15 protein-coding genes are annotated in these 13,801 nt (G+C 72.5%); 10 read left to right on the forward strand and 5 right to left on the reverse strand.

What is annotated here, in order from left to right; translation table 11 throughout:
- Positions 1-16: 16 nt before the first annotated feature.
- Positions 17-700 carry a glycerophosphodiester phosphodiesterase family protein gene (locus OHU35_RS04650; protein ID WP_184595121.1) on the forward strand — a complete coding sequence of 228 codons (684 nt, stop codon included), beginning with the start codon at positions 17-19 and terminating at the stop codon, positions 698-700.
- A gap of 3 nt (positions 701-703) precedes the next feature.
- Here the strand turns inward: OHU35_RS04650 and OHU35_RS04655 are convergent, their stop codons facing one another.
- Positions 704-1,243, reverse strand: coding sequence for a GNAT family N-acetyltransferase (locus OHU35_RS04655; protein WP_405504792.1), 540 nt, complete (start codon positions 1,241-1,243; stop codon positions 704-706).
- A gap of 69 nt (positions 1,244-1,312) precedes the next feature.
- On the opposite strand from OHU35_RS04655, the gene OHU35_RS04660 reads away from it, so the two are divergent.
- Positions 1,313-1,705, forward strand: coding sequence for a VOC family protein (locus tag OHU35_RS04660; RefSeq protein ID WP_184595117.1), 393 nt, complete (start codon positions 1,313-1,315; stop codon positions 1,703-1,705).
- Positions 1,706-1,707: 2 nt separating this feature from the next.
- Here OHU35_RS04660 and OHU35_RS04665 read toward each other — a convergent pair whose 3' ends face one another.
- Complete coding sequence (locus tag OHU35_RS04665; protein WP_189724127.1) at positions 1,708-2,622, reverse strand: N-acetyltransferase; 915 nt, start codon at positions 2,620-2,622, stop codon at positions 1,708-1,710.
- Positions 2,623-2,794: 172 nt separating this feature from the next.
- On the opposite strand from OHU35_RS04665, the gene OHU35_RS04670 reads away from it, so the two are divergent.
- Positions 2,795-3,556 (forward strand): VOC family protein, encoded by a 762-nt coding sequence (locus OHU35_RS04670; protein ID WP_405504794.1) that lies wholly within the window; start codon positions 2,795-2,797, stop codon positions 3,554-3,556.
- Between the two features lie 96 nt (positions 3,557-3,652).
- Positions 3,653-4,705, forward strand: a complete 1,053-nt coding sequence (locus tag OHU35_RS04675; protein WP_405504795.1) for an aldo/keto reductase — start codon at positions 3,653-3,655, stop codon at positions 4,703-4,705.
- Between the two features lie 293 nt (positions 4,706-4,998).
- Here the strand turns inward: OHU35_RS04675 and OHU35_RS04680 are convergent, their stop codons facing one another.
- Both OHU35_RS04680 and OHU35_RS04685 read right to left on the reverse strand, forming a co-directional pair.
- Positions 4,999-5,517 carry a MarR family winged helix-turn-helix transcriptional regulator gene (locus OHU35_RS04680; RefSeq protein ID WP_229872956.1) on the reverse strand — a complete coding sequence of 173 codons (519 nt, stop codon included), beginning with the start codon at positions 5,515-5,517 and terminating at the stop codon, positions 4,999-5,001.
- A gap of 167 nt (positions 5,518-5,684) precedes the next feature.
- Positions 5,685-7,349 carry an FUSC family protein gene (locus OHU35_RS04685; protein ID WP_405504797.1) on the reverse strand — a complete coding sequence of 555 codons (1,665 nt, stop codon included), beginning with the start codon at positions 7,347-7,349 and terminating at the stop codon, positions 5,685-5,687.
- 162 nt (positions 7,350-7,511) lie between these two features.
- Between OHU35_RS04685 and OHU35_RS04690 the strand changes: the two genes are divergently transcribed.
- From OHU35_RS04690 to OHU35_RS04710, 5 genes are all read left to right on the forward strand, one after another.
- Positions 7,512-8,033 (forward strand): DUF5134 domain-containing protein, encoded by a 522-nt coding sequence (locus tag OHU35_RS04690; RefSeq protein ID WP_189724131.1) that lies wholly within the window; start codon positions 7,512-7,514, stop codon positions 8,031-8,033.
- A 111-nt stretch (positions 8,034-8,144) separates the two neighbouring features.
- Positions 8,145-9,080, forward strand: coding sequence for a M56 family metallopeptidase (locus tag OHU35_RS04695; protein ID WP_189724132.1), 936 nt, complete (start codon positions 8,145-8,147; stop codon positions 9,078-9,080).
- Between the two features lie 116 nt (positions 9,081-9,196).
- Complete coding sequence (locus tag OHU35_RS04700) at positions 9,197-9,898, forward strand: phosphatase PAP2 family protein (protein ID WP_359895549.1); 702 nt, start codon at positions 9,197-9,199, stop codon at positions 9,896-9,898.
- Positions 9,899-9,907: 9 nt separating this feature from the next.
- Complete coding sequence (locus tag OHU35_RS04705; RefSeq protein WP_189724134.1) at positions 9,908-10,597, forward strand: HAD family hydrolase; 690 nt, start codon at positions 9,908-9,910, stop codon at positions 10,595-10,597.
- 175 nt (positions 10,598-10,772) lie between these two features.
- Positions 10,773-11,459 (forward strand): helix-turn-helix domain-containing protein, encoded by a 687-nt coding sequence (locus OHU35_RS04710; protein WP_359895548.1) that lies wholly within the window; start codon positions 10,773-10,775, stop codon positions 11,457-11,459.
- Here OHU35_RS04710 and OHU35_RS04715 read toward each other — a convergent pair.
- Positions 11,447-12,949: an LVIVD repeat-containing protein gene (locus OHU35_RS04715; RefSeq protein WP_189724136.1), complete on the reverse strand. Its 1,503-nt coding sequence runs from the start codon at positions 12,947-12,949 to the stop codon at positions 11,447-11,449. The genes OHU35_RS04710 and OHU35_RS04715 overlap by 13 nt on opposite strands.
- 190 nt (positions 12,950-13,139) lie before the next feature.
- Here OHU35_RS04715 and OHU35_RS04720 point away from each other — a divergent pair, with 190 nt between their 5' ends.
- The gene (locus OHU35_RS04720) at positions 13,140-13,793 is read left to right on the forward strand and encodes a DUF305 domain-containing protein (RefSeq protein ID WP_189724137.1); all 654 of its coding nucleotides are present in this window, start codon (positions 13,140-13,142) and stop codon (positions 13,791-13,793) included.
- The last annotated feature ends 8 nt before the right edge of the window (positions 13,794-13,801 follow it).

Raw genomic sequence — 13,801 nt, forward strand, 5'->3', positions numbered from 1 at the left:
GGAAGAGAGTCGCGTCTTGAACTTCCTCACCATCGGTCACCGCGGAGTCATGGGTGTGGAACCCGAGAACACCCTCCGGTCCTTCGTCGCCGCCCAGGAGGCGGGTCTCGACGCCATAGAACTCGACCTGCACCTGAGCAAGGACGGCGCGCTCGTCGTCATGCATGACACGGACGTGGACCGCACGACCGACGGCAGCGGGCCCATCGCCGAGAAGACCCTGGCCGAGCTGCGCGCCCTGGACGCGGGCCGGGGCGAGCGGGTACCGGTCTTCGAGGAGGTCCTGGAGGCCGTCCAGACGCCGATCCAGGCGGAGATCAAGGACGCGCAGGCGGCGCGGGCCCTGGCCGAGGTGATGAACCGGCGTGGGCTGGCCGGCCGGGTGGAGGTGTCCTCGTTCCACGACGAGGCGATCGCCGAGATCAAGCCACTGGTGCCGGGGGTGCGTACCGCGCTGATCGCCAGCCGCTACGGCACCGACATCGTGGACCGCGCCGTGGCGGTCGGCGCGGAGACCGTCTGCCTGAACATCCGCCGGCTCACCCTGGAGATCGTCGAGCGGGCACGCAAGGCCGACCTGAAGATCATCGGCTGGGTGGTGAACACGCAGGACCATCTGCGGCTCGTCCGGGCGTTCGGTCTGGACGGCGCGACCACCGACCACCCGGACATCAAGCGCACGGGCCGTTTCACGGCCTAGCCGCTAGCCGAGCTCCTTGATCAGCAGCTCGAACGCCAGGTCGTCGCGCTGCGGGATGCCGAAGCGCTCGTCGCCGTACGGGAAGGGGGTCATCCGTCCCGTACGGCGGTAGCCGCGCCGCTCGTACCAGGCGATGAGGTCGTCGCGCACGGATATCACGGTCATGTGCATCTCCGTCACGCCCCACGTCGCGCGGGCCAGCCCCTCCGCCTCCGCGATGATCACCTTGCCGAGGCCCTCGCCCTGGAGCCGGGGGCTGACCGCGAACATCCCGAAGTAGGCGTGGTCCCCGCGGTGCTCGAGCTGGCAGCACGCGACGATCCGGCCCTCCCGCTCCACGGTCAGCAACCGGCTGTCGGGCGACTTGACGACGGCCAGCACGCCCTCCGGGTCGGTCCGCTGTCCTTCGAGAATGTCCGCCTCGGTGGTCCACCCGGCCCGGCTGTCGTCGCCCCGGTACGCCGACTCGATCAGCGCGACCAGCTCGTCCACGTCGGCGTCGGTGGCATCGCGGAAGGTCAGTCCGGTGGCGGCGGTGTCCATGCGTGCGTCTCCGTTTCGCGGCGTGATTCGGGCACGGATGAGAGTAGCGCCGCCACTAGGCTCTCGTGCATGGTGCATGTACTCAGCAGCCGGATCCTGCTCCGCCCGTCCGACCCCGAGCGGTCCCGTGCCTTCTACGGCGATCAGCTCGGCCTCGCCGTGTACCGGGAGTTCGGCACGGGTCCCGAGCGCGGCACGGTCTACTTCACGGGCGGTGGCTTCCTCGAGGTCGCGGGCCGGTCCGAGACTCCCCCGTCGCCCGCCGTACGGCTGTGGCTCCAGGTCGACGACGTGGCCGCGGCGGAGGAGGAGCTGCGGGCGAAGGGCGTCGAGATCGTGCGGCCGGCGGTGAAGGAGCCGTGGGGCCTGGTCGAGATGTGGATCGCGGACCCGGACGGGACGCCGATCGTGCTGGTCGAGGTCCCGGCGGACCACCCGATGCGGTACCGGCCCGGCATCTGAGGTCACCCGGGGCGGTGCTCCCAGCCCCGGTCGGTACGGGTCAGCTCACGGAAGCCCGCGCCCGCCAGGAGGTCGAGCCTGGTGCTGTCGGCGGCGGATTCATAGGCGACGAGCCGGTCGACGCCGCACAGGCGGAGCCAGTCGGCGGCCTGGGCCAGGAGCCAGTGCTCCAGGCCGGTGCCGTACTGCGCCGCGTCGATGTGGAGGTTGCCGATGTCGGCCAGGCCCGCCGCGCGGGCGTGCCGTTCCGGGCGGGCCAGGGCCGTGTCGACCTCGACGAAGCCGAGGGCGCGGGCGTCGGCGTAGGCCGTGAAGCGGGTGCCGCACTCCCCCAGCGTGCGTGCGACCGTGACGCCCGGCCGGGGTTCGCGCGCCGGCAGGTCGGCGACCCGGGCGATCAGGATGACCTCGGTGTCCCCGATGTGCTGGAACCCCGCGCGTTGGTAGACGGCCCGGATGTGGGGCCAGTTGCGAGGCAGGCCGTGGACGAGCGGGGCGGGCAGTGCGCCGTCGGCGTACCGGACGCGGACGTTCCACCGGGCGAGCTGTGCCAGGCACGCCCGCATCAGCAGGTCGGCGGCCCGGTCGGCGTCCGGCCAGTGCGACGCCGTCGGGCGGTGCACGAACCAGTTGATCTCCGCGGCGTCCCGGTAGGTCTCGCCGACCTCGGCATCGGCGCGGTAGCGCAGCAGATGGGCCGCGGCGACCACGCACCGGCGCTGCTCGGCGACGAGTGTCGTCCGCTCGGCCACCCACGGGTCGGTGATGAACTCGCCGGGCTGCCGCTCCAGGTCGCCGAGGACGGTGTTCACGGAGACGGAGACACCGGGGACGACGGCCGCCACGTGCAGGTTGACCAGGTCGGTGAGCTGGTCGCGGTCGGCGCGGCGGAAGGGGCGCACCTCGAGTGCGGGCATGGGGTACCTCCGGGCAGATGAAGGAGCTGGAGGCCGCCACACGGTGCGGTACGGGGTGAGGGTACGTCCGGGCCGTGCGGCACACCAGTGGGTTTTCCCGGATGGCAGGGAGCCCGGGGCGCGGCTTAGCGTGCTGGAAGGGGGCTGCCTCGCCGCTCGCGGAAGGAACGCCATGAAGCTCGACGCACCGGTGACCGGCGGGCCCTGCTGGACCGAGCTGGGGACCAGTGATCTGGAGGCGGCGCAGCGGTTCTACACGCGGCTGTTCGGCTGGCGGCCCGAGACGGATCCGCGTCAGGAGGCGGGCGGCTACACCGTCGCGCACCTCGGGGACGCGGCCGTCGCCGCGCTCACCCCGTTGTACCAGCCGTCGCAGCCGGTCGCGTGGAACGTGTCGTTCGCGGTGACCGACGCGGACGCCACCGCCCGTGCGGTGACGCAGGCGGGCGGGGCGGTGCTGTCCGGCCCGATGGACGTGTTCGACGTGGGCCGTTTCGTGGTGGCCGTCGACCCGGCCGGTGCCATGTTCCAGCTGTGGCAGGCGAGGGCCTTCCCGGGCGCCGGGCTGTTCAACGCGCCCGGTTCGCTGGGCTGGGTGGAGCTGTTCACGCGGGATCCCGAACAGGCCGTCGGCTTCTACACGCGGGTGTTCGGCTGGAGCGTCAACGCCTCGGAGCGGTACACGCAGTGGGGCGTCGGGGGTGCGGGCTTCGGCGGGATGGTGTTCATGGACGACACGTTCCCGCCCGAGGTGCCGGCGCACTGGCTGCCGTACTTCGCCGTGGCGGACGTGGACGCCACGACCGCCGTCGTCCAGCAGCACGGCACCGTCCTGATGGTGCCCACCTCCGTGCCCGACGGGCCGCGCATCGCGGTGCTGCGGGACCCGCAGGGGGCGATGTTCGGCGTGTACCGGGCCGGCGAGGACGGCTGAGGCGACGGTGGGTGAGACCGGGGGCGTGGTTGCGTTGAAGCGTGCTTCAGCTCCTAGCGTCGTGCGTGCGACCTGCTGCCCGGAGGGGAAGAGACCGTGCGTTACACACTGTTCGGCAAGACCGGCCTGCGCGTGAGCGAGCTGAGCCTCGGCGCGATGACCATCGGCGACGACTGGGGCTGGGGCGCCGGCAAGGAGGCCAGCGCCCGGATCGTCGACGCGTATGCGCAGGCGGGCGGCAACTTCATCGACACCGCCAACAACTACACCGACGGCAGCTCGGAACGGATCCTCGGCGAGCTGCTGGAGGGCCGGCGCGACAGGTTCGTACTGGCCAGCAAGTACACCTGCGGGATCCGCGACGGCGACGTCAACGCCGCGGGCAACCACCGCAAGAACCTGCTCCAGTCGGTGGAGGCGAGCCTGGAGCGGCTGCGTACCGACCGGCTCGACGTGCTGTGGGTGCACGCGCGGGACAACTTCACGCCGGTCGAGGAGGTCATGCGGGCGCTGGACGACCTGGTCCGCGCGGGCAAGGTGCTGTACGTCGGTGTCTCGGACTGGCCCGCGTGGGAGATCGCCCAGGCCAACACGCTGGCGGAGCTGCGGGGCTGGACCGCGTTCGCCGGATCGCAGTTGCGCTACAGCCTGCTGGAACGGACCGCCGAGCGCGAACTGCTGCCCCAGGCCCGGGCCTTCGACCTGGCCGTGCTGGCGTGGGCACCGCTGGCGGCCGGGAAGCTCACCGGCAAGTACCGCAGGGGTGAGGCGGGGCGGCTGGACACCACGGGCGGTGACATCGACCCGCGCGAGGAGGCGGTGATCAGCGCGGTCCTGGAGGTCGCCGAGCAGGGCGGCTGGAGTCCGGCCCAGGTGGCGCTGGCCTGGCTGCTGGCCCGGCCGGGCAACGTGGTCCCGATCATCGCGGCGACCAGGGAGAGCCAGCTCGCCGACAATCTGGGCAGTGTCGACGTCCGCCTCGACGAGGACGCCCTCGCCCGCCTCGACGAGGTGAGCGCGGTGCCGCTCGGCTTCCCGCACGACTTCGTCCGCGAACCGGCCATCACCGGGAACATCTACGGCGACCGCTGGCCGGCCATCGACGACCGCCGCTCCACGCACCGCCGCACGGCACACGAGATCCTCTGACCGCCGCGCCGGCCCGGCGTGTCACGTCGGCCCACGCCGACCGGGCGGGACACACCGGGCCATGCCGACCGGGCGGGACACACCGGATATGCCGATCGGGCGGATACGCCCCCACCCCCCACCGACCGGCCTCACTCCACCGACGGCTGCGCCCCGGGCCGCCGCCGCTGCCCCGGCGTGCCGTGACCCGGTGGGCCAGACCACGCCGACCGGGCCCGAAGCGCCCAGCCAACCCGCCGACCGGCCTTACTCCTCCGGCCCACCCGCACCCCACGACGCCGCCGGCGACCGGCTCAGGTCCGGAGCACGCCCAGGCGGCCCTCCAGTTGGCCGAGCAACTCCCCGAGCAGAGAAGCGAGTTCGCCCTGTTCGGGGGCGTCAAGGCCGGACAGGACGGCGGTCTCGTAGGCGAGCTGGGCGGGCAGGATGCCGTCGACGAGTTCGCGGCCCGCGTCGGTGAGGCGGAGGTGGGCGACGCGGCGGTCTCGGCTGTCGCTTCGGCGTTCCACCAGGCCGCGTTCGGACAGCTGCTTGAGGCGCTTGGTGACGGCGGCGCCCGAGGAGAAGGTCTCCCGGGCCAGCTCCCCGGGGGTCAGTTCGTGCCCGGTGCGGCGCAGCGCGCCCAGCAGGTCGAACTCCGGGCGGCTCAGACCCGCCCGGCGCAGCGGCGCGTCCTCGGCCTGCTGAAGGAGCGCGGCACAGCGGTTGATCCGGCCGATGACCTCCATCGGCCCGGTGTCGAGCCCGGGGTGCACGGCCCGCCACTGCCGGACGACACCGGCAACGGTGTCGCCCCGCCGGCCACCGGCCAGGTCGCCTTCGGCCGCGGGGGCCTCGTCGGCCGGCTCCCCTCCGGCCGTCCGCACCCGGTCAGCCGCGCGCCCCTCGGCGAGCTCGTCCCCCGCCCGACGGTCCCCGGCAGCCGGCCGCGGCCCGGGTCCCGAGTCGTCCCCCGTGGGCGATGGTCCTTCCGTCGCCGTCATGGCCGTGCGCCCTCCGTCTCTGTGCCCGTGCCCCGGTCCGGGAGCAGCCCCTGGCGTCGTGCCGTAGCGGCGAGCGTACGGTGTCCGGACTGCTCGGCGAGCACGACCCGCTCCTGGGGCAGGGCACGCTGCCACCATTCGCCGGCCGCGGCGTCGGCGGTGGCCCGCAGGTCCACCAGGGCGACGGCGAGACCGCGGCGGGCCGACTCCAGGGCTGCTGCGCCGGGGTCCGGCTCGGCCAGGAGGCGGGCGGCGTGCTCGCGGGCCCGGTCGGCGGTGGTCAGGGCCCGCTCGACCCGGTCGCCCGCGCGCCGGTTGGTGACGGCCACGGCGGCGACGAAGCCGACCAGGGCGCCGACGACGGTGTCCACGACGCGCTCCGTCATCAGCTCGCCGGGCTCCTGGAATCCCGCGAACTCGGTGATGAGCAGGGCCATGGGGGTCACGCAGACGCTGCCGAGCCAGTAGTTGCGGCTGATCAGCACCTCGGCACCGAAGCTGAACGCGAGGCAGCACAGCACGAGGACCGCCTGGTCCAGGTGCGCGAGCGGTGCGACGGCCGCGAAGACGAGCACGCCGACGACGTTGCCGACGACCCGCTGGACGGCCCGGCTCCAGGTCAGGGCGATATTGGCCTGGTAGAGCGAGGCGGCGGTGACCAGGGCCCAGTAGGGGCGGCCGATACCGAGGGCGAGGGAGGCGTATCCGGCGAGCGCGCAGCCGAGCGCGGTGCGCACCGCCAGCGGGGTCAGCGGGCCGAGCCGGGTCCAGAGGGAGCGGGCCGCGTCCACTCCGAGCAGTTCGTCGGCGGCCGCCCGCGGCAGACCGGCCTGCGGGACGGGGCCGGTACCGCGCAGCGCGCGGGCCCACGCACGCAGCCGGCCGGCATCCGACTCCGCCGGCGCCGCGAGGGCGACCTCGGCCCGCACGACGAGCCGTTCGAGTGCGCGCCGGGTCCTGGAGGGTGCTCCGGTGGACAGCAGTGACTGCCAGGCGGCCTGGACGGCGGCGTAGCCCGCGGCACGGGCCCGGGCATGATCCTCGCCCGTGGCGAACGCGTCCGCGTACGCGGCCGCGGCCTTCAGCGCGCCGGCGGTGGCACGGCGCTCCGGGCCGTGCGGCCGGACCAGCGCGGGCGCCATGCAGACCAGCCAGGCCCAGGCACCCGTCACGGCGGCCAGAGCCAGATGGCCGGGGACCTGGGCGAGGGTCTGCGGCGCGAACAGGGAGGCGGAGCTGACGAACGTGAGGACGACGTTGCCCGGCGGGCCGACGCGGGTGGCGTCGCACAGCACCTTCTGCGCGGCGGCCAGCAGGGCGCCGACCGTGACCAGCACGACGGCGCTGCCGGTGAGCGAGGCGGCGACCAGGGCGACGGCCAGCCCGCCGAGCATGCCGAGCACCACCCACACCAGGGTCACGGCCCGGGCGGCGTAGGGGCGGTTGTGGGCGTACAGCGCACACAGGGCCCCGGCCATCGTGTACATCGCCAGGTCGAGCCGGCCGAGCGCCAGGAGGGTGAGGTTGGGCGGGGCGATCGACGCGACCACGCTCAGCGCGGGCTTGAACCAGATCTCGGAGGGCCGGCCGACGCGCAGCACGCCTGCCAGCGGAAGACGCCGAACGGGCGGGGAGGCGGGTGGGGGGTTCGCGCTGCTCATTCCCACAACATTAGCAGGTGTTTTACTCGTAAAACATCATCACGAGGCCGAGCCGCTCACCTGCCGTGCTCCGTCGAATGCTCCCCGTGTACATCTCTGCGCTCGCGTGCGCGCCGCATGGCCGGGGCATCGAATGACCGACTGTCGAGCGGGGAGGTGCGCGTGCACGGACCGGCTTCGTCCGGCTGGCTGCTGGTGGCGCTCTGCGCGGTGACCGGCGCCTACTGCCTGGTGCGGATGCGCAGCGGCGGCGAGGCGCTGATGGGTTTCGGGATGGCGGCGATGGCGGTGCCGGCGGCGGTGTTCTCCCCGCCCTCGTGGGCCTGGCTCGCGTACGCGTCCGTGTTCGGGGCGGCAGCGGTGCACGCGCTGTGGGCGGCGCGGGCCGGGGCGCGCCACCTCCATCATCTGGCGGGCGCCGCGGCGATGGTCTACATGTCCGTCGTCATGGCGGGCTCCCCCGCACACGCGCACGGTCAGGGCGGATCGGGAGTGCCGCTCCTGACGGGGGCGTTGCTGCTCTACTTCGCCGGATACGTGCTGCTGACCGGCGTCCGGCTGGTGCCGGTGCCCGCCGTGGCCGGGAGCGTCGGGTCCGCCGGGTGGGGCGACCGGCCGGAGCTGGCGCGGGCGTGCCGGCTGTCCATGGGGATCGCGATGGTGGCCATGCTGCTGACGCTGTGAGCAGGACCGCCTCGTCGCACCGTACGGATCGCCGTACGGATCCGTTGCCTGCGTCACTTCGGCGCCACAAGTCGTACCCCTGGGCGGCGCCGCGCTCATAGGCTGCCTCCCATGATGCTCCCCGCGGCACTGTTGCTGCTCGGCGCCCTGACCGCCGTGGTGGCTCCCCGGCTGCTCGCCCGGGCGGACTGGCCGGATCGTGAGCCGGTGGTGGCGCTGTGGGTGTGGCAGTGCGCGGTGGCGGCCGTACTCGTGTGCTGTGCGCTGTCGATGACGCTCAGCGCGGCGGCAGCCTGGCACGCGGTCGGCGGGCATGTCTTCGCGACGGCGCCGAGCGCCGCCGTCGAGGCCTATGCCCTCGGTACGGCGGGCCCTTGGGCGGCGACCACGGCGGTGGCGCTGGCCTGCGGGGGCCTGTGGAGCGCGGCGATGCTGGTCCGCGAGGTCGGCCGGGCGCGTGCCCGGCGCCGCCGCCGGCGCGCCGACCTGCTGGTCCGGGCCCCGCTGCTGCCGGGCGAGGTGACCGTGTCCGGCCGGCTCGTCGTCCTGGAGAGCGAGCGGCCCGACGCCTGGTGGCTGCCCGGCGCCCCGCCGCAACTGGTCGTCACCACGGCCGCGTTGCGCCGGCTGAAGGGCCGGCAGCTGGATGCCGTGCTCGCCCATGAGCAGGGGCACGCACGGGCCCGGCACGACTGGCTCTTGAACTGTTCCTCCGCTCTGGCGGGCGGCTTTCCGCAGGTACCGGTGTTCGCCGCGTTCCGCGACGAGATGCACCGCCTGGTCGAACTCGCCGCCGACGACACGGCCTCCCGCCGCTTCGGCCGGCTGACCACGGCCCTCGCCCTGGTCGAACTGAACGAGCACCGCGGAGTGTTCGGCCCCTGCCCGACACCGCAGGCCCATGTCCCGGCGCGGGTGCACCGCTTGCTCACTCCCCCGGACCGGCTGACCGCGGCACGGCGCCTGCGGCTGACGGCGGCGGCCGCGCTGGTGCCCGTGGTGCCGGTGCTGCTGGCGTTCGTACCGGGGCTGCGGGCGCTGGGATAGACGGCGCATGTGACACGGGCGCCGGGGGCCTCGAAGTGGCCGAAGCCTGTGGTCCCCGGGTGCGAAGATCGCCACCGCACTGGATCCGGAGGCCCGGGTTCGGCGAGGATCGCATCATGCACTCCCCGTCCGTCGACTCCCCGCCCCGTCCCGAGCACCGCACCGCCGCCGGTTCCGCCGGTGTCCTGGCCCTGTGCTCGGCTCTGCTGCTGACCCTCGTCGCGGTCAGATGGAGCCCGTTGATCACCACGGACGGAGACATCTCCGGCACCACCCACCGCTGGGCGGTCGACGAACCCGGCATCACCCAGGCGTTCCGCGTCCTCACGGACTGGGTGTGGGATCCGTGGACGATGCGTCTGCTGTGCGCGGCCGTCGTCGTCTGGCTCGTCGTGCGGCTCGCGGCGCGCTGGACGGCGGTGTGGCTGGCACTGGCCGTCACGCTGGGCACGCTGCTGCAGCAGGCTCTCAAGGCGGCTGTGGACCGTCCACGCCCGGTCTGGCCCGACCCCGTCGACTCGGCCCACTATTCGGCCTATCCGTCGGGCCACGCCATGACCGCCACGGTCGTGTGCGGCCTCTTCCTGTGGCTCCTGCACCGCCACGGTGTGAGCCGTGCCGTGTGGCGTTCGGCCCTGACCGTGGCCGTCGTCTCGGTGATCGGGGTCGGGCTGACCCGCGTCTGGCTGGGCGTCCACTGGCCGTCGGACGTGCTGGGCGGCTGGCTGCTGGGCGCGCTGGTCGTGGCCCTGGCGGTGTGGGTGCACCAGCGCGCCGGCATCCGTGAACACCCGCGGGAGCCAGACGCGTCCTCGTAGGATCACGCCATGACCGCCGTGCTGTTCGACTTCTCCGGGACCCTTTTCCGTGTCGAGTCCACCGACTCCTGGCTGCGCGGCACCCTGGCCGCCTCCGCCATCCGGCTCGCGGAGGCGGAGGTGACCGCCGCGGCGCGGGCACTGGAGGCCGCGGGGGCGCTGCCGGGCGGTGGCGATCCCGCGCGGGTGCCGGCGGAACTGGCCGACGCCTGGCAGATCCGGGACCAGAGCGCCGAGCTGCACCGGGCCGCGTACACCGGCGTCTCCCGCCAAGTCACGCTGCCCGACCCGACGTTGCACGACGCGCTGTACGACCGCCACATGAACCCGGACGCCTGGGCCCCGTACCCGGACGCCGTCGAGGTGCTCCGCACCCTGCGCGAGCGGGGCATCCCGGTCGGGGTGGTCAGCAACATCGGCTGGGACCTGCGCCCGGTCTTCCGCGCACACGGCCTGGATCCCTACATCGACGTGTACGTCCTGTCGTACGAGCACGGCATCCAGAAGCCCGACCCGCGGCTGTTCGCCACCGCCTGCGAGGCGCTGGGCGCCGATCCGCGCCGGACGCTCATGGTCGGCGACGACCGCAGGGCGGACGGCGGCGCCACGGCCCTGGGCTGCGGGGTGCACTTCGTGGACCATCTGCCGGTGACCGACCGGCCGGACGGGCTGCGGCCGGTCCTGGATCTGGTGAGCTGAGGGTCGCACCGCCGGAACAAGCAGCCCGAGGCGACCATCTGGTCCTTTGCTCGCCCGCCTCGGACGATCCCCCGTGTCGCCCGAGGCAGACGGCATCCCCGGCTGGGACCGCGCGGCCCCGGCCGGACGCTCCGAGTATAGTTGGCTGGCAGCCAGTCAACGCAGGAGTTACAGCATGTCCCCGCGCAGCGCCTCGGTCAATGAAGAGTTGCGGAGACGTTCGAAGGAGCGGCTTCTGCAGGCGGCGGTCGAGCTGGTCGACGAGCGCGGATTCGAGGCGACGACGCTCGGCGACATCGCCGACCGGGCGGGTTCGGCGCGTGGCCTGGTCTCTTACTACTTCCCCGGCAAGCGCCAGCTCGTACAGTCCGCCGTGCACCGGCTGATGCACCGCACGCTGGAGGAGGCGCTGGAGCGCGAGCCGCGCACCGAGGACGGCCGGGAGCGGATGGCGCGGGCCATCGACGCGATCCTGGCTCTGGCCGGGGACCGGCCCGTGCTGATGCGCCAGCACATGGCCGGGCTGCTGCAGGCCGAGGGCTTCGTGCCCTGCCCGGAGCAGCGGCGGCTTGCCGAACTGCTGCGGGACACCGTCGCCGGGCTCGGGTCGCGGGACGTCGACAGCGACTATCCGATGCTGCGCGCCCTGCTGATGGGCGCCGTGTACGCGGCGCTGGTGCCGGGGGCGCCGATGCCGGTCCCGGTGCTGCGGGCCGAGTTGTTCCAGCGCTACCGGCTCGACTGGGAGCTGGGCGTCCCGCCGGAGACCGGAGCCTCCGACGGGACGGGTGACAGGGATCTGTCGCGGTTCTTCGCGACCGGGGCCGCCCCGGGGTACGGCCCGGAGGGTCAGTCGAAGTAGTCCGGCTGCGTCTGGACGTTGAGTTCGCGCAGGTGGACCGAGCGGGCCGGGGCCGTGCGCCGGTCGTCGATCTTCAGGACGTCGAAGCCCCTGGCGTACTCGTTCGAGTAGATGTAGCCGTTGTAGTAGTAGGCCGACCACGAGCCGCCCGACTTGATCGTGTCCGTGGTCAGCGGGCCGCGGTCGAAGTAGGCGATCTCCTTCGGGTTGGCCGAGTCGGTGAAGTCCCAGACGGAGACGCCGCCCTGGTACCAGGCCTGGACCATCAGGTCCTTGCCCTTCACCGGGATCAGCGAGCCGTTGTGGGCCACGCAGTTCTCGGTGTCCGCCTGGTGGCGGGGGATCTTGAAGTAGCTGCGGAAGACGAGCTTGCGCTTGTCCCCCTTGCCGACGATGTCGTAGATGCCGTCGGCGCCACGGGTCGGGCCGATCTCCGCGTTGCAGGTGGCCGCTCCGCCGCCGCCCAGCTCATCGGTGTAGACGACCTTGTTCGCCTTCTGGTTGAAGGTCGCCGAGTGCCAGAACGCGAAGTTGACGTTGTCCTGGACGCGGTCGATGACCTTCGGGCGCTCCGGGTCCTTGATGGAGAACAGGATGCCGTCGCCCATGCAGGCACCCGCGGCCAGGTCCTCCGACGGCAGCACGGTGATGTCGTGGCAGCCGGTGGTCTTGGAGACGCCCGGGTTGGTGGGCCCGCCCGGGTTGCCGCCGCCGTCCGGCCCCTCACCGGGGAACAGCACGGGGAAGCCCACGACCTTCGCCTTCTCGGGGGCGTTGCGCGGCACCTTGATGACGGAGATGCCGTCGTGCGGCGGCCGGCAGTCGGGGTAGGCGGCGTTCGGCGAGTACGAGGAGACGTAGACGTAGACGTTGCGGCGCTCGGGCACCAGCGTGTGGGTGTGCGAGCCGCAGGCGGTCTCGACGGCGGCGACGTACCTCGGGTTGCGCTTGTCGCTGATGTCGAAGACCTTCATGCCCTCCCACGAGGACTTCTCGGTCGCCGGCTGGGTGGTGCTGGTGCAACTGCTGTCGCTGCGCGAGGAGTCGGTGGACAGGAACAGCAGGTTGCCGGAGACGGAGATGTCGTTCTGCGAGCCGGGGCACAGCACCTGGGAGACGGTCTTCGGCGCCTTGGGGTCGCTGATGTCGAAGATGCGGAAGCCGTCGTAGTTGCCCGCGAACGCGTACCTGCCCTGGAAGGCGAGGTCCGAGTTCGTGCCCTGCAGCACGTCCTTGGGGACGTGGGCCAGGTGCTGGATGTTGTCGGAGTGGACGATCTCGTCCTGGCCGGGTATCTCGCCGTTCTCGATGGCCTCACGGACCTCGGCCTGGGCGCTCTTGGAGACCTTCTTCGGCGCGGGCGGCGCGTCCCCCGGGTCGGGGGTGGCCCCTGCCGGTGCCGCTGTGAGGAGCGCGGCCAGCAGCCCACCGGCGGCAGCGGCAACTCCGAGGCGTCTGCGGCGTGTTCTGGGGTCGTTCAACAGGATCACTGTTTTCCTCCCTGGTTCCGTTCGCTGCGGAACGGTTCACGCACCACGCAGTATCGTCTTCGCCATGCACATACCAATAGAGGGCAACAGAATCGCAATGAAGTTTTCCGATCAATGACCCGCGGAAGCGTGCCAGTACGTCGTCCGTAACACGAGGTGCGTCCCAACCCGCCCGCCACAGGAGGTCGTTGTGCTCTTCCGCCGCGTGTCTCGTGCGTCCGTCGTCACGACGGGGCTGGTCGCCCTGGCCGTGCTCGCGGCCGGGGGCTGTGACTCCGGTCCGGACCGGAAGCCTGCCGCCGCCGACGGGCCCGCCGTGATCGCGCCGGGTGAGCCCGGCGAGGCGAACCGCACCCTGTCCGCCGAGGAAGCCGCCGACCAGCGCCCGGAGAACGACTCCCCCAACTCGGCCGACGTCTCCTACGTCCGCATGATGATCGAGCACCACACCCAGGCCCTGGTGATGACCGAACTCGTCCCCAGGCGTGCCGAGTCGAGCAAGGTGAAGCGCATCGCCGAGCGCGTCTCAGCCGGCCAGAAACCCGAGATCGAGGCCATGAAGGGCTGGCTGAAGTCGTACGGCAAGCCGCTGAGGGCCGGGCGGCACGAACACGCCACGATGCCCGGCATGGCGACCGAGGCCCAGCTGAAGAAGCTCCGCGCGGCCGACGGCAAGGCCTTCGACCACCTCTTCCTGACCCTGATGACGACCCATCACCAGGGCGCGATCACCATGGCCACGGATGTGAAGGGGCAGGGCAACAACATCCGCGTCGAGGAGATGGCCGACGAGGTGATCGCCCAGCAGACCAGCGAGATCACGCGGATGCGGGACATGCTCTGAACCAGTGG

It is taken from the genome of Streptomyces purpurascens (assembly GCF_045040895.1).
GTDB classification, from domain to species: domain Bacteria; phylum Actinomycetota; class Actinomycetes; order Streptomycetales; family Streptomycetaceae; genus Streptomyces; species Streptomyces purpurascens.

Excerpts from the sequence above, each read along its gene's own strand:
- OHU35_RS04700 (WP_359895549.1), top strand. The coding sequence starts at position 9,197 with ATGCACTCCCCGTCCGTCGACTCCCCGCCCCGTCCCGAGCACCGCACC.
- OHU35_RS04710 (WP_359895548.1), top strand. The coding sequence starts at position 10,773 with ATGTCCCCGCGCAGCGCCTCGGTCAATGAAGAGTTGCGGAGACGTTCG.
- OHU35_RS04705 (WP_189724134.1), top strand. The coding sequence starts at position 9,908 with ATGACCGCCGTGCTGTTCGACTTCTCCGGGACCCTTTTCCGTGTCGAG.
- OHU35_RS04665 (WP_189724127.1), bottom strand. The coding sequence starts at position 2,622 with ATGCCCGCACTCGAGGTGCGCCCCTTCCGCCGCGCCGACCGCGACCAG.
- OHU35_RS04670 (WP_405504794.1), top strand. The coding sequence starts at position 2,795 with ATGAAGCTCGACGCACCGGTGACCGGCGGGCCCTGCTGGACCGAGCTG.
- OHU35_RS04660 (WP_184595117.1), top strand. The coding sequence starts at position 1,313 with ATGGTGCATGTACTCAGCAGCCGGATCCTGCTCCGCCCGTCCGACCCC.
- OHU35_RS04695 (WP_189724132.1), top strand. The coding sequence starts at position 8,145 with ATGATGCTCCCCGCGGCACTGTTGCTGCTCGGCGCCCTGACCGCCGTG.
- OHU35_RS04685 (WP_405504797.1), bottom strand. The coding sequence starts at position 7,349 with ATGAGCAGCGCGAACCCCCCACCCGCCTCCCCGCCCGTTCGGCGTCTT.
- OHU35_RS04655 (WP_405504792.1), bottom strand. The coding sequence starts at position 1,243 with ATGGACACCGCCGCCACCGGACTGACCTTCCGCGATGCCACCGACGCC.